The sequence below is a fragment of the Streptomyces sp. NPDC007875 genome (assembly GCF_042868035.1).
Lineage (GTDB): Bacteria > Actinomycetota > Actinomycetes > Streptomycetales > Streptomycetaceae > Streptomyces > Streptomyces antimycoticus.
On sequence record NZ_JBIADZ010000040.1, the window covers coordinates 16,520 to 38,633 of the forward strand.

The following is a 22,114-nucleotide window of genomic DNA, read 5'->3' on the forward strand; positions in this document are numbered from 1 at the left end:
CTCTCCGGTGAGTTGGGGGTGTGCCGGGGCCGGTCAGACGTTGCGGCGGTACTGGCCGCCGACCTCGAAGAAGGCGTCGGTGATCTGCTGCAGCGAGCAGACCCGGGCGGCGTCCATGAGGACGGCGAAGACGTTACGGTCGCTCACCGCCGCGTCCTTGAGGGCATCCAGTGCGGCGTGGGCCGTCTCGTGGTGGCGGCCCTGGAAATCCCGCACCCGCGCCAGCTGGGACTGCTTCTCCTCCTCGGTGGCGCGGGCCAGTTCGATGGCGTCGGGCTCGGCGGTGTCCGCGTGCGGGTTGCGGAAGGTGTTGACGCCGATGATCGGCAGGGTGCCGTCGTGCTTGCGCTGCTCATACAGCATCGACTCGTCCTGGATACGGCCGCGCTGGTAGCCGGTCTCCATCGCCCCGAGCACGCCGCCGCGCTCGCTGATCCGCTCGAACTCCTCGAGGACGGCCTCCTCCACCAGGTCGGTGAGCTCGTCGATGATGAAGGACCCCTGCAGGGGGTTCTCGTTCATCGCCAGACCCCACTCGCGGTTGATGATCAGCTGGATGGCGAGGGCCCGGCGGACCGAGTCCTCGGTGGGGGTGGTGACCGCCTCGTCGTAGGCGTTGGTGTGCAGGCTGTTGCAGTTGTCGTAGATCGCGATGAGCGCCTGCAGAGTGGTGCGGATGTCGTTGAAGTCCATCTCCTGGGCGTGCAGCGAGCGGCCGGAGGTCTGGACGTGGTACTTCAGCTTCTGGCTGCGCTCATTCGCGCCGTACTTCTCCTTCATGGCCACGGCCCAGATGCGGCGGGCGACCCGGCCGAGGACGGAGTACTCGGGGTCCATGCCATTGGAGAAGAAGAACGACAGGTTCGGGGAGAAGTCGTCGATGTGCATGCCCCGGGCGAGGTAGGACTCGACGTAGGTGAAGCCATTGGCCAGGGTGAAGGCCAGCTGGCTGATGGGATTCGCGCCGGCTTCGGCGATGTGATAGCCGGAGATGGACACCGAGTAGAAGTTGCGGACCTTGTTGGCGATGAACCACTCCTGGATGTCGGCCATCATCCGCAGGGAGAACTCGGTGGAGAACAGGCAGGTGTTCTGACCCTGGTCCTCCTTGAGGATGTCGGCCTGCACCGTGCCGCGCACGGATCCCAGCGCGTGCGCACGCAGTTCGGCCGTCTCCTCGGGCGACGGGTCGCGGCCCTCGGCGGTACGGAACCTCTCGATCTGCTGGTCGATGGTGGTGTTGAGAAAGAACGCCAGGATGGCCGGCGCCGGTCCGTTGATCGTCATGGAGACCGAGGTCGTCTGCGCCACCAGGTCGAAGCCGTCGAAGAGCGCCTTCATGTCCTCCAGGGTCGCCACCGACACTCCGGAGGTGCCGACCTTGCCGTAGTTGTCCGGGCGTTCGTCCGGGTCACGGCCGTAGAGGGTGACGGAGTCGAACGCAGTGGACAGCCGGGTGGCCGGCTGGCCCTCGGACAGCAGCTTGAAGCGCCGGTTGGTACGGAACGGGTCGCCCTCGCCCGCGAACATCCGCGCCGGGTCCTCGCCGTCACGCTTGAAGGGGAACACCCCGGCGGTGAACGGGAAGTGGCCGGGCAAGTTCTCCCGTCGCCAGAACCGCACCAGTTCCCCGTGGTCGGTGAAACGGGGCAGAGCGACCCGGGGGATCTTGTTGCCGGACAGGGACTCCCGGGTGAGCGTGGTGCGGATCTCCCGGTCCCGTATTTTCACGATCTGCTCGTCGCCGGAGTAGGAGGCCACGACGGCGGGCCAGTTCCCGATCTGTTCCGTGACCTCGTGCGGGAGTTTCCGGCGGGCGTCCTCGAGCAGCGACCGCACATTCCCGGCGTCGGAGCCGACCTGGACGAGTTCGCCCTCGACCGCCTCCAGGCGCTGCACCCGCCGGGCCGACTCGGCCAGCCGGTCGGTCTCGGCGTGGTACCCGCGGACCAGCTCGCTGATCTCGGCGAGGTAGCGCACCCTCTCCGCGGGAACCACCTGCCGGATGCCGGAGGAGTGACGCACATCGACGGGCGCCAGCCTGCCCTCGGACAGCGGCAGCCCCTTCTCGGCCAGGGTGCCCTTCAGATGCTGGTACAGCGCGGTGACACCGTCGTCGTTGAACGTGGCCGCCGAGGAGCCGTACACCGGCATGTCCTCGGGCCGCATGCCGAACGCCTCGCGGTTGCGGACCAGTTGACGGCCCACGTCACGCAGCGCGTCCTTGGCGCCGCGCCGCTCGAACTTGTTGATCGCCACGACGTCGGCGAAGTCGAGCATGTCGATCTTCTCCAGCTGCGAGGCGGCGCCGAACTCGGGCGTCATCACATACATCGAGGTGTCGACGAACGGCACGATCGCCGCGTCGCCCTGGCCGATGCCCGGCGTCTCCACGATCACCAGGTCGAACCCGGCGGCCTTCACCACGTCGATCACGTCCGCCAGGTGCTCCGGCAGCTCACGGCTGTTGCGCGTGGCCAGACTCCGGAAGAACACCCGGTTCCCGTCCAGGGAGTTCATCCGGATCCGGTCACCGAGCAGCGCACCGCCACCACGACGGCGGGTCGGGTCGACCGCGATCACCGCGACCCGCAGCTTGTCCTGCTGGTCGACGCGGAACCGGCGCACCAACTCGTCGGTGAGCGACGATTTACCCGAGCCGCCGGTACCGGTGATGCCGAGCACCGGCGTGACCCGTGCCGCCGCGGCGGCACGCAGCTGTTCCAGGAAGTCCGGGGGCAGCTTGCCGAGTTCGGCGCCGGTGATGGCGCGGGCGATCGCGAACCGGTCGCCGGCGAGTACGGCGGCGGTGTCGGCCGGCCTGCCGTCCCACAGGTCGAAGTCGCAGTCCCTTATCACCGAATTGATCATCCCGGCGAGGCCCATCCGCTGCCCGTCCTCCGGGGAGAAGATGGTCACTCCGCTGTCGCGCAGCCGGTCGATCTCCTCGGGCACGATGACGCCGCCACCACCGCCCACCACACGGACGTGCTCCGCTCCCTGCGCACGCAGCGACTCCACCAGGTACTCGAAGTACTCCACGTGACCGCCCTGGTAGGACGAGACCGCGACACCGTGTGCGTCCTCCTCCAGCGCCGCGTCCACGACCTCCCGCACCGACCGGTTGTGACCGAGGTGGATCACCTCCGCGCCCTGGGACTGGAAGATCCGTCGCATGATGTTGATCGACGCGTCGTGCCCGTCGAACAGCGCCGAGGCGGTGACCAGGCGGACGGGGTGCGCAGGACGGTGCAGATCGCTCATGAGGGCCTTCCCAGACAGGTCAGGGCGCTGACTGAAGAGATAGTAGGACGTCCTAGTAATTTACTGGAGGCGGGGACAGTGTGAAGAGGAGCACAGAAGCGGTGCGAGTGACCCCGCACCGCCAGGACGTCGCGAGGCGAGCCGGTCACAGCAGTAAGTGAATCGACTTCAATTTGAACGTTAGATGCGGTGCGTCACATCGTCAATCACCCCGCGACCTTGAGGCTTATGATTGACGACACCCCCGGACCACATTTAACTTTGAACTCGATTAGGTTCAACCATGCGCCCTTCACGGAACGTGCTCGCATGGCCCTTTCCTCAGAAGTGAGGCGCCGTGATCGCATCACACCTTCCGGCCGCCGCCGCACCGCTGCCCGTCGGCTCGCTGACCCTGCGGAACCGGCTGGTCGCCACCGCCCACGCCAGCGGTTTCGTACGGGACGGGCTACCGCTCAGCGGCGACGCCGAGTACTGGGGCCGACTGGCGGCCGGTGGCGCGGCGCTGCTGATCTGCGGCGGCACGACGGTGGCGCCGGAGTCCGCGCCGCGGCAGGGCAACATCCTTCAGCTCCATCGCCCGGAGGCGGTCGAGCCGCTGCGAGCGCGGGTGGACGCCATGCACGCCGAGGGCGCGGTTGCCGTCTGCCAGCTTGTCCATCTTGGCCGGGAGACCCTCGGCGCGCAGTCGTACTACGCACCGGCCGCCCCCTCGGCCGTACGTTCTCCCCGCGAGCCGACAGCGCCGCGCGCTCTGCTCGGCAGCGAGATCGACGATGTGGTGGAGGCGTTCCGCGTATCGTCCGCCCATGCCCTGGAGGCCGGGTTCGACGGGATCGAACTCCACGCCGCCCACGGCTACCTGCTGGAGCAATTCCTCTCGCCTCGCACGAACCCCCGCCGTGACGGGCTCGAGGTGCTGGAACGTGTGATCGCCGCGATACGCGGACTGTCCACCGCCGCACTGCTGGGCGTCCGGCTCAGCGTCGACGCGTCGGAGGACGTGGCACTGAGCCCGGACGAGCTGGCCGAACTGCTGCCCGCCGTCGACCCGTTGGTCGACTACGTCAACGTCACCGTCGGCGTACGCACCACATACGTCCGGGACATGGCCACCGAGCGCCCTCCGGTGCTGGACGACCTGGCACGTCTGCGGTCGCTCATCACCCGGCCGCTTGTGGCCTCCCACGCCTTCCGTACCACGGCCGCGATCGGTGACGCCCTGGCGGCCGGAGCCGACCTGGTCGGGATGGCGCGCGCCCTCATCGCCGACCCGGACCTGCCGCGCAAGGTGCTCACGGGACGTGAGACGGAGGTCCGGCCCTGCGTGGCCTGCAACGAGGACTGCCGGACGTTCGACCCGGTGCTGCTGTGCGTGGTCAACCCGGACCTCGGACCGCCCGGCGAACCGCGTCGCCCCGCCGCACCGCTGGTGCGCGCGTGGGACCCGCCACGCCTCACCGGACAGCGCGTGGCCGTCGTGGGGGCGGGACCCGCGGGACTGGAATGCGCGCTGAGTCTCGCCCGCGCCAAGATGGCGGATGTCGTCCTCTTCGAGGCCGCCGACCGGCTGGGCGGACAGCTGTCCACGGCGGCTCTGGCACCCCACCGCGCCGGTTGGGCCGCGCTGGTCGGCTTCTACAAACGGATGCTGTCCGCCGAGGGCGTCGAGGTACGTCTGAGGCGGACCGTGGAGCCGGGCGGTGAACTCGACGCATTCGACGCCGTGGTGCTGGCTACGGGCGCGGCGGAGACGTCACCGCTGATCGAGGCCGGGGCCGTGGGGTCGTCGGCCGCGCTGGCGCGGGGAGTTGCGTCCTTGGCCGGTGCCGGCCATGTGCTGGTGGCCGACGATGGATTCGGCTGGTGGCCGGGATGCGATGCCGTGGAACTGGCCGTGGCCGCGGGAGTTCCCCGCATCACCTTCGTCACCCCGGGAACGGCCTTCGCCGGAGCCATCCCACCCGAGAGCCGCGTCCAACTGCTGCAGCGGCTGGCAGGCACCTGCGAACTGGACATCATGCCGCTGTGCACGGCAACCGGCATCGGCCCCGAGGGAGTCGCCGTCGCTCACCACACCTCCGGAGGGATGACCACCGTGCCCGCGGACCAGGTCGTCGTCGTGGGGGAACGCCGCCCACACGCCGCCCCGGACTGCACCAACCCCCTGGTACTGACAGTCGGCGACGCCGTGGTTCCGCGACGTGTCGCGCACGCGATCGCCGAGGGCCGGGAAGCCGCCGTGAGCATCGCCTCTGCGCTACGACACGGCATGACGCCCATGCCGTAGGGAGACGCTCCCGGACCCCCTCGCGATCGGTACCGGCGCGATCAACACCGACCAGACCGACTAGGGCTTGCCATGCACGGAAACGGCATACATCCCGCCGGTGTAAGGGTCCCGGGACCACGTCGCGTATCTGGCTTCAACGGTGAGTCCCACCGCACGGCAGTGCGCGTCGTAGTCGTCCAGCGTGTAACCGCGGTCCAGCGCGAAACCCGCGACGAGACGGCCGGCCGGGCGCACATGGGCCGCCACCCCAGCCACCAGGGCCGGTTCCGTTCCCGGTGGGGTGAACAGAGGGACATTGCCCGCCAGCACCACGACATCGAATGACAACCCCAGGTCGAGGTCGACCAGATCCTGCTGATACCAGCGGATTTCCGGGGCCAGCCGCCGGGCGGTGGCGAGCATCGACTCGTCGGTGTCCACGCCCACCACGTCGATCCCGTGACGGGCCAGCTCGATGGCCACCCGGCCGGTGCCGCACCCCGCATCAAGGACCGTGGTGGGCCGGAAGGAGCGGACCAGCGCGGCTTCACCGTGGATGTCCCCTCCTTCGGCGGCGATGCGGTCAAACCGCGACTGGTACTCGTCACCGTTCCACCTCATGCTCATGCGGCCAGAGTGTCACATGCGTGGTCGCGCAAGACGATGCGGGCCGCCAGCCCCTCTGGCTGCCTCGGGAACCCGCCCGAGAAGGCCGCGGCCAGCCCACCTCAGCCCCCTCAATGCCTCGCTTGGCACACTATTTTGGAGAAGCCCACAGGTCCGCCGAGGGGCTGGACTTGTGGGTAGTTGACCGGTGCGGGTACGGGCCCAAGGTCAGCATCCGGCGGCCAGGCCAGTCGGGGCCGAGGCGGTACCGGTGGGGCAGCGGGCGCGCGGTGCCCGCCCTGGCCCCGTCTGGCGCGAGTTCCCGCGCGGCGGAAGGCGGAACGGCGGTAGCTGGGTGGAGTCCTGGTCTATACCAAGCACGTCCGTCCCAGTATTCTCGTCCATGGCCAGTAGCACACCATCCCCCCACCCAGGTTGCGTGCTGGCGCGGGCGACACCCCCTGAACCTGCCCAAGCAGCCAGGTGACCTCCCGATTCACCGCCTCTAGGAGGATCACGGTGAAAGTTCGCACCAGAAGTTCGGCGATCATCGGCACCATCTGCCTTGTCGCTTCCCTCGCCTTGACCACGGCCTCTGCCGACGAGCCCGCCGCCCCACGGCAGGCAGCGAAGGTCGCGCTCAAGAATGTGGCCACGGCCCAGAATCCGACCGCCGGCGCCGCCGGTCCCGGAGGCACGGTCTGGATTGCCGAACGCCCAGGCACCGTAAGGGTTTTGGATGGTCAGGGACTGGGCGAACCTGTCCTTGACATCTCCGACGAGACCACCACCGACGGCGAACGCGGCCTGCTGGGCGTTGCGTTCGACAAGGAATTCGCGCACTTCTACATCTCGTTCACGAACCTCGAAGGCACCAGCACCGTGGACGAGTTCGCCATGCGGGACGGCAAGATCCAGCCGGACACCCGGCGCACCGTCCTCACCCAGACGCAGCCGTACTCGAACCACAACGGCGGCGACATCAAGTTCGGCCCCGACGGCTACCTCTACATCGCATTGGGCGACGGGGGCGCGGGCGGTGACCCGCACGGCAACGGGCAGAACCTCGACACGCTGCTCGGCAAGCTCCTGCGGATCGACCCGAGCGGCGGCGAGCCGTACGCGATCCCGCCGGACAACCCGTTCGTGGACGACCCGAACGCGAAGGACGAAATCTGGGCGTACGGGCTGCGCAACCCGTGGCGGTTCTCCTTCGACGCGGACACGGGCGATCTGCTGATCGGTGACGTCGGCCAGAACGACTGGGAGGAGATCGACTGGGCCCCGGCGAACAGCAAGGGCGGCGAGAACTACGGCTGGTCCCAGATGGAGGGCACCCATCCCTTCCGTGGCGGCACGGAACCGGCGAACCACGTGCCGCCGATCCACGAGTACGACCGCACCAATCTGGGCTGCTCGGTGACCGGCGGCTATGTCTACCGAGGCAACGCGATCCCGGACCTCAAGGGTCAGTACGTGTTCAGCGACTACTGCGACGGCACGGTCCGCTCTCTGCAGATAGAGAACGGCAAGGTGACCGGCGTGAACGACCTCGGAGTCAACGGCGGCGAGGTCATCTCGTTCGCGCAGGGCGGCAATGGCGAGCTGTACGTGCTCGCCATAGGTGGCAGCATCTCCCGCATCGACCCGGCGGTGTGACAACGTCCGGCCCTGTGCCGTTCGGAAACTCATCGCCGCTGCTCGGAGCAGGTCTGGCGCGCTCCATCACGGTCTGCTGGAACCCTGTGTGGGTGATCGTCTCTCTGGCGCACCAGGTGGCCGGATCCCGGCTGGCGGCGGACTCGGGTGGCTCACGTCGCCGCCCTTCCTCTGTACTGAAGGGCGGCGACGTGTCCGGGGCGAATCGTCATGCATGGAGCTGCAGGTGCTCGATCACCGTGGCGGCCTGGGCGCGTTCCTTCGCGTCGAGGACGAGGAGGCTGACGGCCACGGCGGCGGTCCCGAGGCCGACCAGCTGTCCGCGGTGGATGCGTTCGGCCAGGACGCCACGGGCGAGCAGTACGGTACCGGCCGGATACAGTGCGGTGATCACGGCGACGACGGCCAGGTCGCCGCTGCGGGCAGCCAGCAGGAACAGCAGATTCGCCGGCGAGTCCAGCACTCCGGCCCTGGCCGACATGGCGTATGCGGGCTTCTTCGGGCCGAGCCCGGCGCTGACCCACACCACCGCCGCCAGGGCCAGCGGCAGGCCGACCAGGCCGGCCAGGCCCAGGTGCTCGCCCTGGAGCAGCCCCACACCGACCGGCAGCGTCGCCGAGACCAGCGCGGTGAGCGGGGAGAGCACATTCATCGGGCCGATCGCGAGCGTGCGGTAGAGCGGGGCGGAAGCGGCAGCCGACGCGAGGCCGGGGCGGCGATCATCACGGTGTGCAGTACATGGGCCTTGCGGGCGCCGAGACCACCGAGGAAGTCGGCGCATCCATAGGCCCAGGGAGCTGCCCAGGGCCGGCAGCAGAACGGGCACAGTGCATCCTTTGCCATCAGTGGAACGACTGGAGAGCGCAACGCACCGACCGCGCGAAGTCAACCGAACGACCGCGTGGTACGGCAGACTGAACCACGTGGAGAGGGGCGCACTGATGGCGGAGACCGAGGCGGCTCTGCGGACGCCGGCGTACAACGTCAGAACCGCTCGCACGCGCGCGGGGCTGTCCTTGGACGAACTCGGCCGACGGGCCGAGGTCAGCAAGGGCTCACTGTTCGCTCTGGAGAAGGCCCGGGGAAATCCGAACTTCGCCACCCTGGTCCGGCCGGCCGACACCCCCGGCGTCCGGTGTCCGCCCTGATGGAGGGGGCCCAGGAGCGCGTGGGTCGTGTCCGCCGATGCCGTGATGCCACTGTGGGCGGGAACGCGCGGCAGCGAGGCCCGGCTGATGCTGACGACCTCGGCGGCGGGACCTGCCATCTGATCATGACCGTCCACCTGCCACCCGGCCCCGCCTGACCACGTCGACCCGTCCCGTTCCCCCCGCCTCGAAGATCAAGGACAGCAGGAGGTTCATGTCCGAGCGCGCGAAAGAATCCGTCATACGGGCCCCGGGCATACCGCACCTGCTGATGGTGGTGCTCTGCTGCTTCTCCGGATTCGCCCTGCTGCTGCCCGTCTCCCCGGCATGGGCCGTCAGCGGAGGCGCCGACGAGTTCGGTGCCGGACTCGTCACCGCCGTCCTGATGGCCGCCACCGTCCTGGCCCAGCTGTGCGTCAAAACGGCGCTGCGCGTGCTCGGATGGATCCGCACCCTCGTCCTCGGTTCCCTCCTGCTCGGCCTGCCCGCCCTGCTGCAAGCCCTCAGCGACCACCTGTTGCCCATCCTGCTGACCACAGCCCTCCGCGGAGTGGGCTTCGGTATCGTCACCGTCTGTGGATCCGCCGCCGCGGCCGCGCTGGCCCCGCACGGACGCCAGGGAGCGGCCATCGGTCTCTACGGCTTCGCCGTCGCTCTCCCTCAAGTCGCCCTCACCCCGGCGGCCCCCTGGCTGGTGGACACGTTCGCCGTCCCCGCGATCATCGCGTGCGGCGCGCTCCCCGTCCTGGCACTGCCCTGGACACGAGCCCTCGGCCGCGTCGTCGAGGCCCGCATCGGCGGCCCCGCGCCAGAGGACAGCCACCCGCGGCACCCCGCCCCCGCGACCACGGTGCTCCGGCGCATCCTGCTCCCGCTCACCGTGCTGCTTCTGGTCACGGCCGCGGGGGGTGCCGTACTCACCTTCGCCCCGCAGTTCACCACCACCCCGACGCTGGCCGCCACGGCCCTTCTTGCCCTCACCGCCACCGCCGCGGTGTCCCGTTGGGGCTGCGGAGTGCTGGCCGACCGGATCGCTCTGCGGCCGATCAGCGGCGTCCTCGTCTCGGCCGCGGGTGCGGGCCTGGCGCTGATCGCCCTGGCCGTGGGATCGGAGAGCTCCCCCGTCCTCGTCCTGCCGGCCGGACTGGTCGTGCTGGGGGCGGCGTACGGAGGGCTGCAGAGCCTCACGCTGGTGCAGGCGTTCACCTACGCGGGTGCGGAGAACCGGCATACGGCATCAGTCGCGTGGAACATCGGCTACGACGCGGGCACCGGACTCGGATCCCTCATGCTGGGCCTGGCAGCCCAAGCGGCCACCTTCTCCACCGGCTTCACCACGATGTCCGCGGTGATGGTGGTCGCGGCCCTCACGGTTCTCCTCACCGGTCACAGACCGGCCACCGGCCGCTCGGCGAACGGCCGCCGGCGTACACAAAGCCGAAAGCGCCGATCGCTCACCGACCGCTAGAAGCCACTCCCGCGCGGGTGTGGGTCACGGGCCGCGCCCCGAACCGCCCTGGACAGGCCAGTGCGTCCATCAGGGCGGTGACATAGGCATCCAGCCGCTCCTCCACGGCGCGCCTCGTCAGCTCCGTCCTCCCCGCCTCCCGCCACGGCTGCGACACCAACCGCACTTCTTCCGAGAACGCCAGCCCACTCCGCACCCGCCAGTACAGCCGCTCGCTCGCGGTCGCGGCCGGCACCCCGCCTGCCTCCTCGTACGCCTCGGCGAACCGCAGACCCCACGCCGGGCCGTGCAGCAGCGCGAGAGTGGTGGAGCAGCGCGCCACATCGAGATCCGTCGGGCCCCAGGCCCCCGCCCTGCGAGCCGTCACCGACGCCTAGTACGCGTCATGCCGCACTGGCGGGTGCTCGGGCAGCGGCGCGGTGCGGCCCGAGCACCCTGGGACGTACGGGTCAGCCGCCCTGACCGATGCCCCCGATCGGGCCGACCTTCACCGGGGAGCCGGCACCGTCCGTGACGGGCAGTGTGCCGCCGCCCGGCCAGTCGAGGGTGACCGACTTCGTCTCGTTCGGCGGGGTCACCACCAGCCCGGTGACGCGGACACCGGAGCCGCCCGACTCGTTGATCGGGTAGTTGACGCCGAAGTACGTCGACTCCCCGTCCTTGAGGATGTGCGGGTCGGCCGGCTCACCACTGCGCTTCGCGGACAGCGCCCCCTCGCTGGTCTTCAGATCGACGCCCGCGAACCCGGAGATCGTGCAGTCCCGGCCGCCACCGTTCTTCAGCGTCACCGCGACGGTGCCCTCGCCGTCGCCGTCGATGGTGCGATCCGCCGCCGTGATCTCCAACTCGTCGGTGCGGCACTTGCCGACCTCGCCGTCCTCGTTGGAGCCGGTCCCGGCGGCCGTGCCCTGCCCGCCGGAGTCCTTCCCGCCGCCCTGATCCGAACCGCCCGAGCCCGAACCGCCACCCGAGGAAGACGCACTGGACGCGGACGACGGATCGCTCTGTCCCGTGCCGTCATCGTCGTTCTGGCAGGCCGTGAGCGAGAGACCCGCAGCAACGACCAGGGCCGCAAAGGTGAGCTTGTGAACGCGCATCGTTTCTTCCTCAGTATCGGTTGGGGGTGCCGACCGCTCGGTACACGTCGGTACGAGCAAGCGTTTCTGATCAGCAGGAGCCGCCCGGCCCGCCGCACGTTCCGCCCAACCGCCCCCCTGATACACCCCTGTTACACGAACCGCCCCTCCCGCCCCTGGGTCGCCACAGGCGGGAGGTTGCCGGCCGCTCATCAGTGGGGCCTCCCTCACGCGAGGCCCCACGACGGGATCAGACGGTGAGGACGAGCTTGCCCTGGAGGTGACCGCCGTCGAGCAGCCGGTGCGCGTCGGCGACGCGCTCGAACGGGAACGCCTCCTGCACGTGAACCCGCAGCCTGCCCTGTTCGACGAGTTCGACGAGACCTCGCAGGGCGACCGGATCGGGGTCGACCGCGATGCCGCTGAAGCGCATGCCGGCCGCCTCGTACTTGGCGATGAGCTCCTCGTCCCCCTCGGCGACCGCCGTCACCAGGTGACCGCCCGGGCGGAGCACGTGCAGCGACCGCTCGACGGTGTCGCCGCCGATCGTGTCGAGCACGACGTCGATGTCGCGGACCGCCTCGGCGAAGTCGACCGCCGTGTAGTCGATCACCTCGTCGGCGCCGAACCCCTCGACGAACGTCCGCTTGCTCCCACTGGCGGTCGCGATCACGTGCGCGCCGAGCGCTTTCGCGATCTGGATCGCGACGTGCCCGACCCCACCGCCACCGCCGTGGACCAGTACGCGGTCGCCCTCGGTCACGCCGCCGAGGTCGACGAGGCCCTGCCACGCCGTCAGCCCGACGACCGGCAGCGCCGCCGCCTCGACATGCGAGAGCGACGCCGGCTTGCGTACCAGGTGCAACGCCGGCGCCGACACGACCTCGGCGTACGCGCTCGCCGCCCGCGGGAACAGCGGCATCCCGAACACCTCGTCGCCGGGCCTGAACCGGTACGTCAGCGACCCCTCCTCGACCACACCGCTGATGTCCCAGCCGAGGACGAACGGCGGCCGGCCGAGCATCGGGGGGAACTCGCCGGCGCGCAAGAGCGCCTCCAGCGGGTTCAGCCCGATCGCCTTGACACGGACGAGAACCTCGGTCGGCAAGGGCTGGGGCTCGGGCGCATCCACGATGGTGAGCACCTCGGGACCGCCGAGCGACTGCTGGGTGATGACTCGCATGACTCTCCTGGTTTGGGAAGGGGAGGAGAGAACCCAGGCTAGGTTTCCGACAGGAACCAGCAGGTACCTTTGGCGCCATGAGCGGTTTCGGTCCCGGTGATCCCTTCCTCGCCGACTGCCCGGCACGTCTGACGGTCGAGCTGATCGCCGACAAGTGGTCGGCGGTCGTGCTCTACGGCCTCAGCGAGGGCCCGGTGCGCCATGGCGAGCTGATCGAGCTGATCGGCGGCATCTCCCGCAAGATGCTCACCCAGACGCTCCGACGGCTCGAGGCGCACGGACTCATCCGCCGCCACGCCTACGCCGAGGTGCCGCCCCGCGTCGAGTACGAGCTCACCCCGCTCGGGGCGACGCTGATCGATCCGATCCACATGCTGACCGAGTGGGCGAGGGCGAACGGCGACGCAGTGCTCGATGCGCTCGACGCCGATCCCGAGCCGGTCGCCCATAGCGACTGAGACCTGCACCCCCTTTGCCCCCGGCAACTGGGCACGCTCCCCGTTGCCCCCGCCCGGCCGAATCCGGCCCCGCCGGGCCACGAGGCCGGGGCCAATCGACAGCCGCCCGGGGACGCCGTGCGGCTCGGCGCGCACCGTCATCTCCAGCCCGTCGCCGAGGACCACGCTCACCCCGGCCTCGGAGAAGACCAGCTCGGCCCGCTCGTCCGGGTCCGAGGACGTCCATGAGGGTGCGCTCGGCGTGGGCACCGAGGACGAACGAACCGGGAACGGCCGCCGGCGGTCTGGCGCGGATCGCAGGCGCGCGCCATCACGATCTGCCACCGGTGCCCGCGATTCGAGCCGGCCGCTGGACGGTCGCGCCGAGTGGTTCGCCCTCGCGGAAACCGTCAGCCGCCCGCACACTCCAGCAGCGGCTCGACGACCCGGGGCAGGGCAGTCGCAAGCCCATGATCAGCAATCATGCCCCTCCTCGGGCCATCGCAAAGCCCCTGGTCAGCCCCCACCATACGACCGGCCGCGGCAGCGCCGCTCGGCTCTGGGCGCGGAATGCGGATACCGCCTTTAGGGTGAAAAGTGATGGCACGCTCGCACACACACTCTGCATGCTCACACGCACACTTTGAGGGGCAGCATGAGGGACCACGCTGACGCTGAGTACGAGCCGGACGAGCTGGACGAGCTGGACACGGACAAGGAGCAGCGTGACGGATCCCCGTCCGAGGGCGACGAGGAATCGGCCGACGCGCAGTGGGACGACCAGGACGAAAAAGACGAGGGCGAGCCACTCGAAGGGGAGCTGGAAGTGGCACCTCGGTCGCAGCCCGCCGGCAAGTCCGACGACCCGGATGTGCTCCTCGACGTACCGCAGCTCCAGGTCGAGGAGATCAACCTGCAGGTCGAGGACCTGCGAGCCAGGGTCTCCCTACAGGCAGAGGTCCTGGACCTGCTCAAGCTCAACGTCGGCGCCGACGTGTCGCTCGGCCGTGTGGAGCTCGACATCAAGGGCGTGGAGGCGCAGGCCCTGCTCAAGGTCCGGCTCGACAATGTCGCCGCGATCGTCGGCAGGGTGCTGTCCACCATCGACCGCAACCCCCAGATCCTGGAGCAGTTGACGTCCGGTCTCGGGTCCGCGGCGGAGAGCCTGGGCAGCGGCGCCGGGCAGGCGGTCGGCGAGCTGGGAGAGGGCGCCGGAGAAGCCGTCCAGGACGTGGGCAAGGGCGCGGGCAAAGCTGTCGAGGAGGTCGGCGAGGGCGCCGGCGGAGCCGTAGAGGACATCGGCGAGGGGGCAGGCAGGGCGGCGGGAGAGGTGGGCAAGGAGGCAGGCAAGGCGGCAGGCAAGGCGGCGGGAGCGGTGGGCGAGGGGGCCGGGAAGGCCACCGAGGAGGTGGAGGAGAGCGCGGCGGGGGCGGTCGAGGAGACGGGCGGCACCGCCACCGAGACCGCGCGGTCGGCCGGGCGTACGGCGAAAAAGTCCACGGGCAGGGCGTCCGGCAAGGTCTCGGGCAAAGGCTCGGGCCGCGTCCCGGGGGCCACCGGGCGGACCGCGAAAGAGCCGGCCCCGGAGTCCAAAGGCGGGAGCAAGCCCGGGCGGACCCTGCACAAGAGGAAGGCAACGACCCGCAGCCGCGAGCAGGAACGGCCGCCCTGAAAGGTCGCCCCGGACATCGAGGCCGGCTCCACCGTGGAGGCCGATCGGCCGCGTTCTCGCGGGCCCTACCGGGATAGCGAGGGCTCGGATGCGGCTCTGAGCCGCACATCGGTCTCCCACGCCATGCGCCGCCGCCTCTCGTACGGCCCGCCGTCATACGAGTCCCGGCAGAATGACTGCTCACAGCGGTCGAGCACGCCACCCGCCGCGTCCGGATCCTCGGCGCGACCACACACCCCACCGCGGCCCGGATCACCCAAGCCGCCCAGAACTCGGCCATGGACCTCCAAGAGACAGGCACCAGGGGGAGCTTCCTGATCCGGGACCGGGACAGCCGGTACCCGACATCGTTCGATGCCCGCCACGATTGCGGACGCACCGCCGACCCGACGGTGCTGGTACTCGCCGTATGGCGGGTGTGTCAACGCAACGACTGATCCCCCGCCGGCGGTCCTTCCCTGCCGGGTCCACGCGCGTCGGCACCATGTTTCCGCGGCTGGGCCACCCTGGCCGTGACTCACGCATCCGCCCTGCTTCACCTGCTGAGGCAATGGGCTCAGGTGACCGGCAATTCGTTGTTCTCCCGTCGGGAGGCTGTGCCGAGCAATGTACGTGCGACGTCTTCCAACGATCCGAGCAGCGGGTTGGAGTCGTCAGCGCGCGTGACGAGCACGATCTCGCAGGGATCGATGTCGATGACGGGCACCAGGGCGATGTCCTCGCGCACAGCAGCGCGTCGATCGCCAGCAGGGAAGATCGCGACACAGTGGCCGGTGGCGATGAGTTCCAGCTTGTCCTCGTAGCTGTCGTCGATCGCGGGCGGGGGTGGTGCCGGGCGGTCGCCGACCGGCTTGGGCGTGCTCCAGACAACCGGAGTGCTGACGCAGGCCACCAGTTCCTCGTCCGACAGAGCCCGCAGGCTGACGGCTTTCTCGTTCGCCAGATGATGACTCGCCGACGTGACGAGTACCCGCGACTCCTCATGGAGCGTGGTCACCCGGAAGGCGTCCGTGGGGAAGGGCAGGGGCCGGTACGCGACGAGGGCGTCGACCCGCCGCTCGGCGAGGGCGCGCGTGTCCCGCCAGTCGAGGTGCCGGGTACGGACCTGGCCGTCGGGATGCCGGCGGCGCAGTTCCTGCACACAGGCGGTGATGACCAGTCCTTCGGCGCAGCCGATGGTGGCGGCATGGGGCTGGACGGCCGCTCTGGCCGTGCGAGCGGCTTGCTCGGCCTCTTGGAGCAGTATCCGGGCCCTGGGAAGGAATGCCCGACCGGCGTCGGTGAGGCTGCTGCCCTGCGGCGAGCGGTCGAAAAGCCGGACACCGAGCTGAGCCTCCAGTCGCTGGATCTGGCGGCTCAGCGACGGCTGCGCCAGGTGCAGCCTGGTGGCGGCCCGGCCGAAGTTGCCGTACTCCGCCACGACCGTGAAATAGCGCACGAGCCGCAGGTCGATGTCCATTCGCCCAGGGTACGTCGCACGCCGTCATACGCCTGGGGCAAGACGGCATACGGAACAGGTCTTGGACAAGGTGTGCGGGTGGTATTTGGCTTGAGGGCATGACCACTTATGACGGCAAGAAGATCGTGATCACGGGCGGAAGCAGCGGCATTGGCCTGACTGCGGCCCGGTTGTTCGCGGACGGTGGCGCGCACGTACTGATCACCGGCCGCACCCGATCCACCCTGGACGCCGCGCTGGAACAGTTGGGGGACAAGGCGGTCGCCGTCCGCAGCGACGCCACGTCCCTGAACGACATCAAGGCGCTGGCCGGCACCGTCCAAGAGCGGTTCGGCGCGGTGGACGCGCTGTTCGTCAACGCCGGTGCCACCGCGTCCGCGCCCTTCGACTCGACGACCGAGGAGATGTACGACGCGCTGTTCGGCATCAACACCAAGGGCCCGTACTTCACGGTGCAGGCGTTGGCGCCGCTGTTGCGCGAGGGAAGCAGCGTCGTCCTCACCACGTCGGTGGTGAACGTCCTGGGCCTCGACGCGCTCAGTGTCTACTCGGCGAGCAAGGCGGCCCTGCGCTCGATGACGCGCACCCTGGCCCGCGAGCTGCTGCCGCGCAAGGTGCGGGTCAATGCCGTGAGCCCCGGCCCGATCGACACGGGCATCCTGGACCGCTCCTTGCCCGCCGACGTCGTCGAGACGATGAAGGACACCTACCGGAGCACCAACCCGATGCAGCGGCTGGGGACGTCCGAGGAAGTGGCCGCCGCGGTGGCGTACTTGGCGTTCGGTGCGACCTTCTCGACGGGAACGGAGTTCCCCGTCGACGGAGGGGCTTCGCAACTCTAGGTGCGCTGACAGCATAGGTTCGCCAGGTCGTTCAGGCCGCGGTGGCGAAGGGGCGTCCGCCCCGGCGGACGCTCTTCTCGCCGCGGATACGGGCGCGTTCCTCGCGTTCGGCGGCCAGGACGCCCGGGTGGCGGGCGTTGGCTTGGAAGGTGATCCCGCGGCGCACGAGCAGGCACCGTAACGCCTCGCGGCCGATCCGGATGACGCGGCCGTGCACCCTGCGCAGACAGGCGGCGCAGGCCCAGTTGCAGCGTGCAGGCCTGCGGGTCGGCTCGTCGCGTCCGAGTGTTCCCACGTGCGCCGGTAGAACCCGATGATCTGATCGCGGGTCTCGTCCTCGGTCGCCCACAGATCGCTGCCGTTGGAGTCCTGCCACCGGGGCAGCGGTTCCGGGGAAGGGCAGTCGAAGACCTCGCCGAAGTACCTGGCCTCGACGGTGGCCACGTGTTTGACCAGGGCCGCGCGCCCCCGGGCAGGACGGAGGCGTGCTCGCGGTGTCAGTCGGCCGCCATGGCACGCCGAACGCTCTCGCGGAGCAGTTCACGGCGCTGCTCGTGCAGTGCTTCGGGCTCCTGTGCGGTCGCGGCGTAGACGTTGCTGACGGGTGACCATGCCATGGACATCGCGATAACCATGCACATCAGGTTGAAGGGGTCTCCCGGCCTTACCCGCCCGGCCGCCTGCGCTTCGGCGATGGCGCGCAGCTTCCGGTCGTCCAGGCGGTCCGGATCGTCGACCAGGTGACCGGCCGGGCGTCGCTCCAGGCGTGCCCAGGTGGCCAGTCGGATGAGATCGGGGCGGCGGAGGTACTCGTCATAGAGGCGTACGGCCCAGTCCGCGAGATCGTCGGCGTCGATCGGGACGACGTTCACGATGCGTTCCAGCGACGCGAAGAAGATGGCGTCGAAGAGCCCCTCCTTGTTGCCGAAGTAGGCGTAGAGCTGCGCCTTGTTGGTGCGTGCGGCGGTCACGATCCGCTCGATGCGCGCCCCGGCGATCCCGTACTCGGCGAACTCCCGGATCGCCGCGTCGAGGATGCGGCGGTGCGTCGCGGCTCCGCGTGAGGTCAGGGAACGGTCGTCCATGCGAGCACTCTACTAAACAGAACAGTCGGTTTGCACGAGCGGGCGGGTGTGACTACGGTGAAATAAACCGAACAGTCTGTCTGAGGAGAGGCCATGAGAACCACTACGGGATGGCAGGCGGAAAGCCCGGGGGCGCCCTTGCGGCGAGCGACGCTCAAGCGGCGCGAGCTGCGCCCGGACGACCTCGCGGTACGCGTCGACTACTGCGGCGTCTGCCATACGGATCTGCACTCCGTGCACGCGCACGAGGGCGGCGGAGCGCCGCCGCTGGTGCCGGGACACGAGTTCACCGGGGTGGTGACCGAGACCGGCGCCGCGGTCACCCGGTTCGCGGTGGGCGACCCGGTAGCGGTGGGCAACATCGTCGACTCGTGCGGCGCGTGCGCGATGTGCCGGGCCGGTCAGGAGAACTTCTGCCGAGCCTTCCCGACCCTGACCTACGGCGGCACGGACCGCCACGACGGATCGACCACCTTGGGGGGCTACTCCCGCGAGTACGTCGTGCGCGACCGCTTCGCGTACGGGCTTCCGGCAGGGCTGGACCCTGCTGCCGCGGCACCGTTGCTCTGCGCCGGAATCACCGTCTGGGAGCCACTGCACAGCCTCGGCGCGGGGCCGGGAACACGGGTCGCCGTCGCCGGGCTGGGCGGACTGGGCCATCTCGCGGTCAAGATCGCCGTGGCGCTCGGCGCCGAAACCTCGGTGATCAGCCGGTCGGCGGACAAGGCCGACGACGCCCGCCGGCTCGGCGCGCACGATCTCCTTGTCTCCACGGATCCGGGCCAGATGGCCGACGCCCGTGACCGCTTCGATGTCGTCATCGACACCATCTCCGCCCCGCACGACCTCGGGCCCTACCTGCGTCTGGTCGCCATGGACGGGACGCTCAGCCAAGTCGGGCACCTGGGGCCCGTCACCGTGGAGACCCTCGACCTGCTCATCGGACGCAAGAAGCTCAGCTCCGCGGGCAGCGGCGGCAGGCCCGCCACGGCCGCCATGCTTGACTTCTGCGCCGAACACGGCGTTGCCGCAGACATCGAACTGCTCCCCTCCGCTCAGGTGAACGAAGCCCTGGACCGTCTCGGACGCAACGACGTCCGCTATCGGTTCGTCCTCGACATGAGCGACCTGGACTGATCGCGACCGCGGCGGATCAGCGGGCGCCCCCTGAGGCCGGGAGGACTGCCCGGCCCGAACCGGGGCCCTCACGGGGCGCGCTGATCGTGCTTCCCCGGGGGCTCCGACCGTCCCTGCGGGCTATCTCCACATCAGCACGATCGAGGCGACGAGCAGCCCGGCCAACAGCAGATTGACCGCGCCCCATTGCCGGTCGGTACGCAGCAGTCTCGCCAGCAGCAGCCCTGCCAGGCACCACAGCGACAGGGACAGGGACGCCGCCACGGCGAAGGTGGCCCCCATCAACACCGCGAGCTGGGCCGGGCCGGTGGCCAGAGCCGCGAACGAGGCCGCGGCGCCCAGTGTCATGGTCCACCCCTTGGGGTTCTGCCAGAGCGTCCACACGCCGCCCAGAAACCCGACAGGCCGCGCGGCGGCCTCCGGACTGCCGGGGGCGCCCGCACGCGCGGTGCCCACCGCCAGCCACAGCAGATAGAGACTCCCGGCCAGCTTCATGACCAGCTGCAGCCAGGGAACGGCCAGCAGAACGCCGCCGAGCCCCGCGGCGGCCGCGGCGGCCATCGAGGCGAGCCCCACGGCGATTCCCGCCATCAGCGGAACCGAACGCCGGAAGCCGAAATGAGCACCCGACGCCGTGGCCAGCGTGGTGGCACCGCCTGGCGTGATGGTCGCGATCAGCGCGAAGACGACCAACGGAGAGAGTTCTGCGACATCCATGGTCAGAGATTGATCGGGCCACCATGGATCAGTACAGCGAATGTTTCACATGAGATCCATTACGAAATATAATGTCTGGATGCCGCGTGATCTCGACCTCACACTGCTCCGGACCTTCGTCGTCGCGGCAGAGCGGGCCAGCATGACCGCCGCGGGAAATGCCCTGCACGTGACACAAGGAGCGGTCAGCCAGCAGATCGCCCGACTCGAGTCGGCCCTCGACTGCGCGTTGTTCATCCGCGGCAGGCGGGGCCTCCGCCTCACCCCGCACGGTGAGCGCCTGATCGGCCGGGCCCGCGCCCTGCTCAGCCTCAATGACGAGATCTGGGCCGACATGACCGAGAACACCGTCACGGGTGCGGTGCGTCTCGGCGCTCCCAACGATCTGGTCGGCACCATCCTTGCCCACGCGCTCAAGGATTTCGCCGAGCACTGCCCGGACGTCGAACTGACACTGCTCTCCGGCTCCTCACCAGAACTCGCTCAAGCCTTGGCCAAAGGTGACCTCGACGTCGCCGTGCTGGAGGAGCCGACCGGGCGCACCCCCGGGGAATGTCTCATGACCGACCAACTCGTCTGGGTGGGCGCACGTGGCGGCACGGCCCACCGGACACGGCCACTGCCCGTGTCCATGGTCTCCACCACCTGCGCCTTCAGGCCCGCCGTCCTGACCGCACTCCGCACGGGCGGAACCGACTGGCGCACCATGTTCGAGAACGGAACCATCGAGGCAACCGCCGCGACCGTCCGCATGGACATGGCCGTCACTCCCATGCTCGCCTCCACGGTCCCCCAGGACCTCGCCGTACTCGATCACCACGCCGCGCTGCCGCCGCTCCCCTCGTTCGCCGTCAACCTTCATCTCCCCGACACCGGACCCAGCCCGACCGCCCACGAACTCGCAGCGCGATTGCGCGAAGCGATCCCGCGCCGGCGCGGATGAGGCTTCAGCGGCCACCGGTCGTGTGACCAGGTGCGCTCGCCGCGCAACGTGCGCACATACGCCCGCAACGTGGCCAAGGACCGCACGTCCTTCCCCATGTCCGCCGAATTCGCCCAGGGCCAATGCGGGGCGGCCTGCGGCCGACGTCCAGGTGAACGCGCAACCCGGACAAACCCCTCTCCTGCCACAGCGGCGTAACAGCGGCCGCACGGAGGACAACTCCCACCCCACCCCGCCGGTCGAACCGGGTGCGTCGCACACCTGCGCCGCGGCGGAACCGGTGCCGCCCGGCGCGACTCCTCCAGTCCCGACCGAAGTTGGAGTTGACCCGTGCCCGGAAAGTCCCTGCCGACGCGGCTCGCCGCCACCGCCGCACTCCTGCTCGCCGCAGGCGCCCTGTCCGCGCCCGCCGCCTCGGCGAAGCCCTCGGACGCCTCCCCCGGCGACGCCTATGTGCTGACCGTGAGCACCAATCCGACCAGCACCGACTACGACAACCGCAACGTCGACGTCACCGGCACCGTCACCAAGGCCGACGGCACCCCGGCGCCCAACATCCCCGTCACCATCCAGGAGGTTGTCCTCTTCACCACCTGGAATCCGTGGGGCGACCCGATCGACCCCACCTCCTACGAGCCGCGCGACCTGGGCACGCCGGTCACCGACGCAGGCGGGAAGTTCACCATCCCCGACGTCGACATCGACCACGTGACCGGCAGCAGCCTGCTCAACGTCCAGCACAAGGTGCAGATCACCGCCCTCTACGACGAGGACGGCGACCTCGACACCCCGCAGGACGGCTACTACGCAGACACCACCGTGGCCGCCGACGCCAAGTCCAGCTCCGTCAGTTACCAGGTCAACAAGAAGAAGGTGAAGGCGGGCGACATCCTCACCGTCCAGGGCAGGGTCACCCTCCCCAAAGGGGTCGAGCCCCAGGGCACCGAGGTCTTCCTGCAGACCTACTGGGAGAACGAGTACCACGTGAAGACCACCCTCGAGGACGACGGCTTCTTCGTGCTGTCCGTGCGCGTCTCACGCGAGGACGACACCTTCCGGCTGCGCACGGCTCCGACCGACCTCTACGTGGCGGGCGCGGACCAGCCGCTTCCGATCACCAACACCTCGCTCCCCCGCACATAGCCC

General features: G+C 69.6%; 17 protein-coding genes and 4 pseudogenes. 10 read left to right on the forward strand and 11 right to left on the reverse strand.

All coding sequences use genetic code 11. The features are described 5' to 3' along the window. Nucleotides 1-33: 33 nt before the first annotated feature. On the reverse strand, nucleotides 34-3,264 hold the full coding sequence (icmF, locus tag ACFYOY_RS43890) for a fused isobutyryl-CoA mutase/GTPase IcmF (protein WP_351887321.1): 3,231 nt from the start codon (nucleotides 3,262-3,264) through the stop codon (nucleotides 34-36). A gap of 337 nt (nucleotides 3,265-3,601) precedes the next feature. Here icmF and ACFYOY_RS43895 point away from each other — a divergent pair, with 337 nt between their 5' ends. Next, the gene (locus tag ACFYOY_RS43895; protein ID WP_388593443.1) at nucleotides 3,602-5,554 is read left to right on the forward strand and encodes an FAD-dependent oxidoreductase; all 1,953 of its coding nucleotides are present in this window, start codon (nucleotides 3,602-3,604) and stop codon (nucleotides 5,552-5,554) included. Between the two features lie 60 nt (nucleotides 5,555-5,614). Here the strand turns inward: ACFYOY_RS43895 and ACFYOY_RS43900 are convergent, their stop codons facing one another. Beyond that, on the reverse strand, nucleotides 5,615-6,157 hold the full coding sequence (locus ACFYOY_RS43900; RefSeq protein ID WP_351887999.1) for a class I SAM-dependent methyltransferase: 543 nt from the start codon (nucleotides 6,155-6,157) through the stop codon (nucleotides 5,615-5,617). Nucleotides 6,158-6,661: 504 nt separating this feature from the next. On the opposite strand from ACFYOY_RS43900, the gene ACFYOY_RS43905 reads away from it, so the two are divergent. Further along, a complete protein-coding gene (locus ACFYOY_RS43905; protein ID WP_351887316.1) occupies nucleotides 6,662-7,801 on the forward strand; it encodes a PQQ-dependent sugar dehydrogenase in 1,140 nt (379 codons plus the stop codon). A gap of 208 nt (nucleotides 7,802-8,009) precedes the next feature. Here the strand turns inward: ACFYOY_RS43905 and ACFYOY_RS43910 are convergent. Further along, nucleotides 8,010-8,627 (reverse strand): annotated as a pseudogene (locus tag ACFYOY_RS43910) (EamA family transporter). Between the two features lie 115 nt (nucleotides 8,628-8,742). On the opposite strand from ACFYOY_RS43910, the pseudogene ACFYOY_RS43915 reads away from it, so the two are divergent. Together ACFYOY_RS43915 and ACFYOY_RS43920 are read left to right on the forward strand one after the other, a co-directional pair. Then, nucleotides 8,743-9,063, forward strand: a pseudogene (locus tag ACFYOY_RS43915) (helix-turn-helix domain-containing protein); the annotation flags it as partial. A 100-nt stretch (nucleotides 9,064-9,163) separates the two neighbouring features. After that, complete coding sequence (locus tag ACFYOY_RS43920) at nucleotides 9,164-10,417, forward strand: MFS transporter (protein WP_388593446.1); 1,254 nt, start codon at nucleotides 9,164-9,166, stop codon at nucleotides 10,415-10,417. Nucleotides 10,418-10,475: 58 nt separating this feature from the next. Here ACFYOY_RS43920 and ACFYOY_RS43925 read toward each other — a convergent pair. From ACFYOY_RS43925 to ACFYOY_RS43935, 3 genes and pseudogenes are all read right to left on the reverse strand, one after another. Beyond that, nucleotides 10,476-10,769: pseudogene (locus ACFYOY_RS43925) on the reverse strand (aminoglycoside phosphotransferase family protein); the annotation flags it as partial. A 97-nt stretch (nucleotides 10,770-10,866) separates the two neighbouring features. Further along, complete coding sequence (locus tag ACFYOY_RS43930) at nucleotides 10,867-11,514, reverse strand: DUF4232 domain-containing protein (RefSeq protein WP_351904609.1); 648 nt, start codon at nucleotides 11,512-11,514, stop codon at nucleotides 10,867-10,869. A gap of 229 nt (nucleotides 11,515-11,743) precedes the next feature. Next, a complete protein-coding gene (locus ACFYOY_RS43935; protein WP_351904612.1) occupies nucleotides 11,744-12,676 on the reverse strand; it encodes an NADP-dependent oxidoreductase in 933 nt (310 codons plus the stop codon). Between the two features lie 77 nt (nucleotides 12,677-12,753). Between ACFYOY_RS43935 and ACFYOY_RS43940 the strand changes: the two genes are divergently transcribed. Further along, on the forward strand, nucleotides 12,754-13,134 hold the full coding sequence (locus ACFYOY_RS43940; RefSeq protein ID WP_351904615.1) for a helix-turn-helix domain-containing protein: 381 nt from the start codon (nucleotides 12,754-12,756) through the stop codon (nucleotides 13,132-13,134). Between the two features lie 634 nt (nucleotides 13,135-13,768). After that, a complete protein-coding gene (locus ACFYOY_RS43945) occupies nucleotides 13,769-14,785 on the forward strand; it encodes a hypothetical protein (protein WP_388593450.1) in 1,017 nt (338 codons plus the stop codon). A gap of 556 nt (nucleotides 14,786-15,341) precedes the next feature. Here the strand turns inward: ACFYOY_RS43945 and ACFYOY_RS43950 are convergent. After that, on the reverse strand, nucleotides 15,342-16,244 hold the full coding sequence (locus ACFYOY_RS43950; protein WP_351904621.1) for a LysR family transcriptional regulator: 903 nt from the start codon (nucleotides 16,242-16,244) through the stop codon (nucleotides 15,342-15,344). A gap of 98 nt (nucleotides 16,245-16,342) precedes the next feature. On the opposite strand from ACFYOY_RS43950, the gene ACFYOY_RS43955 reads away from it, so the two are divergent. Continuing rightward, nucleotides 16,343-17,086: an SDR family oxidoreductase gene (locus ACFYOY_RS43955; RefSeq protein WP_388593452.1), complete on the forward strand. Its 744-nt coding sequence runs from the start codon at nucleotides 16,343-16,345 to the stop codon at nucleotides 17,084-17,086. A 31-nt stretch (nucleotides 17,087-17,117) separates the two neighbouring features. Here the strand turns inward: ACFYOY_RS43955 and ACFYOY_RS43960 are convergent, their stop codons facing one another. The 3 genes and pseudogenes from ACFYOY_RS43960 to ACFYOY_RS43970 form a co-directional block, all read right to left on the reverse strand. Continuing rightward, nucleotides 17,118-17,381 carry a hypothetical protein gene (locus ACFYOY_RS43960; RefSeq protein ID WP_388593506.1) on the reverse strand — a complete coding sequence of 88 codons (264 nt, stop codon included), beginning with the start codon at nucleotides 17,379-17,381 and terminating at the stop codon, nucleotides 17,118-17,120. Then, nucleotides 17,336-17,542 (reverse strand): annotated as a pseudogene (locus tag ACFYOY_RS43965) (DUF664 domain-containing protein); the annotation flags it as partial. The pseudogene ACFYOY_RS43965 and the gene ACFYOY_RS43960, both read right to left, overlap by 46 nt. A 41-nt stretch (nucleotides 17,543-17,583) precedes the next feature. Beyond that, nucleotides 17,584-18,171, reverse strand: coding sequence for a TetR family transcriptional regulator (locus ACFYOY_RS43970; protein ID WP_388593455.1), 588 nt, complete (start codon nucleotides 18,169-18,171; stop codon nucleotides 17,584-17,586). A 93-nt stretch (nucleotides 18,172-18,264) separates the two neighbouring features. Here ACFYOY_RS43970 and ACFYOY_RS43975 point away from each other — a divergent pair, with 93 nt between their 5' ends. After that, nucleotides 18,265-19,308: an NAD(P)-dependent alcohol dehydrogenase gene (locus tag ACFYOY_RS43975; protein ID WP_351904630.1), complete on the forward strand. Its 1,044-nt coding sequence runs from the start codon at nucleotides 18,265-18,267 to the stop codon at nucleotides 19,306-19,308. A 120-nt stretch (nucleotides 19,309-19,428) separates the two neighbouring features. On the opposite strand, the gene ACFYOY_RS43980 is transcribed toward ACFYOY_RS43975, so the two are convergent. Beyond that, nucleotides 19,429-20,025: a LysE family transporter gene (locus ACFYOY_RS43980; protein WP_351904633.1), complete on the reverse strand. Its 597-nt coding sequence runs from the start codon at nucleotides 20,023-20,025 to the stop codon at nucleotides 19,429-19,431. A 79-nt stretch (nucleotides 20,026-20,104) separates the two neighbouring features. On the opposite strand from ACFYOY_RS43980, the gene ACFYOY_RS43985 reads away from it, so the two are divergent. Then, on the forward strand, nucleotides 20,105-20,968 hold the full coding sequence (locus ACFYOY_RS43985) for a LysR substrate-binding domain-containing protein (RefSeq protein WP_351904636.1): 864 nt from the start codon (nucleotides 20,105-20,107) through the stop codon (nucleotides 20,966-20,968). Nucleotides 20,969-21,298: 330 nt separating this feature from the next. Next, nucleotides 21,299-22,111, forward strand: coding sequence for an acyl carrier protein (locus ACFYOY_RS43990; RefSeq protein ID WP_388593458.1), 813 nt, complete (start codon nucleotides 21,299-21,301; stop codon nucleotides 22,109-22,111). The last annotated feature ends 3 nt before the right edge of the window (nucleotides 22,112-22,114 follow it).

Excerpts from the sequence above, each read along its gene's own strand:
- ACFYOY_RS43970 (WP_388593455.1), bottom strand. The coding sequence starts at position 18,171 with ATGGACGACCGTTCCCTGACCTCACGCGGAGCCGCGACGCACCGCCGC.
- ACFYOY_RS43955 (WP_388593452.1), top strand. The coding sequence starts at position 16,343 with ATGACCACTTATGACGGCAAGAAGATCGTGATCACGGGCGGAAGCAGC.
- ACFYOY_RS43975 (WP_351904630.1), top strand. The coding sequence starts at position 18,265 with ATGAGAACCACTACGGGATGGCAGGCGGAAAGCCCGGGGGCGCCCTTG.
- ACFYOY_RS43930 (WP_351904609.1), bottom strand. The coding sequence starts at position 11,514 with ATGCGCGTTCACAAGCTCACCTTTGCGGCCCTGGTCGTTGCTGCGGGT.
- ACFYOY_RS43935 (WP_351904612.1), bottom strand. The coding sequence starts at position 12,676 with ATGCGAGTCATCACCCAGCAGTCGCTCGGCGGTCCCGAGGTGCTCACC.
- ACFYOY_RS43985 (WP_351904636.1), top strand. The coding sequence starts at position 20,105 with ATGCCGCGTGATCTCGACCTCACACTGCTCCGGACCTTCGTCGTCGCG.
- ACFYOY_RS43980 (WP_351904633.1), bottom strand. The coding sequence starts at position 20,025 with ATGGATGTCGCAGAACTCTCTCCGTTGGTCGTCTTCGCGCTGATCGCG.
- ACFYOY_RS43950 (WP_351904621.1), bottom strand. The coding sequence starts at position 16,244 with ATGGACATCGACCTGCGGCTCGTGCGCTATTTCACGGTCGTGGCGGAG.
- ACFYOY_RS43900 (WP_351887999.1), bottom strand. The coding sequence starts at position 6,157 with ATGAGGTGGAACGGTGACGAGTACCAGTCGCGGTTTGACCGCATCGCC.
- ACFYOY_RS43945 (WP_388593450.1), top strand. The coding sequence starts at position 13,769 with ATGAGGGACCACGCTGACGCTGAGTACGAGCCGGACGAGCTGGACGAG.
- ACFYOY_RS43940 (WP_351904615.1), top strand. The coding sequence starts at position 12,754 with ATGAGCGGTTTCGGTCCCGGTGATCCCTTCCTCGCCGACTGCCCGGCA.
- icmF (WP_351887321.1), bottom strand. The coding sequence starts at position 3,264 with ATGAGCGATCTGCACCGTCCTGCGCACCCCGTCCGCCTGGTCACCGCC.
- ACFYOY_RS43920 (WP_388593446.1), top strand. The coding sequence starts at position 9,164 with ATGTCCGAGCGCGCGAAAGAATCCGTCATACGGGCCCCGGGCATACCG.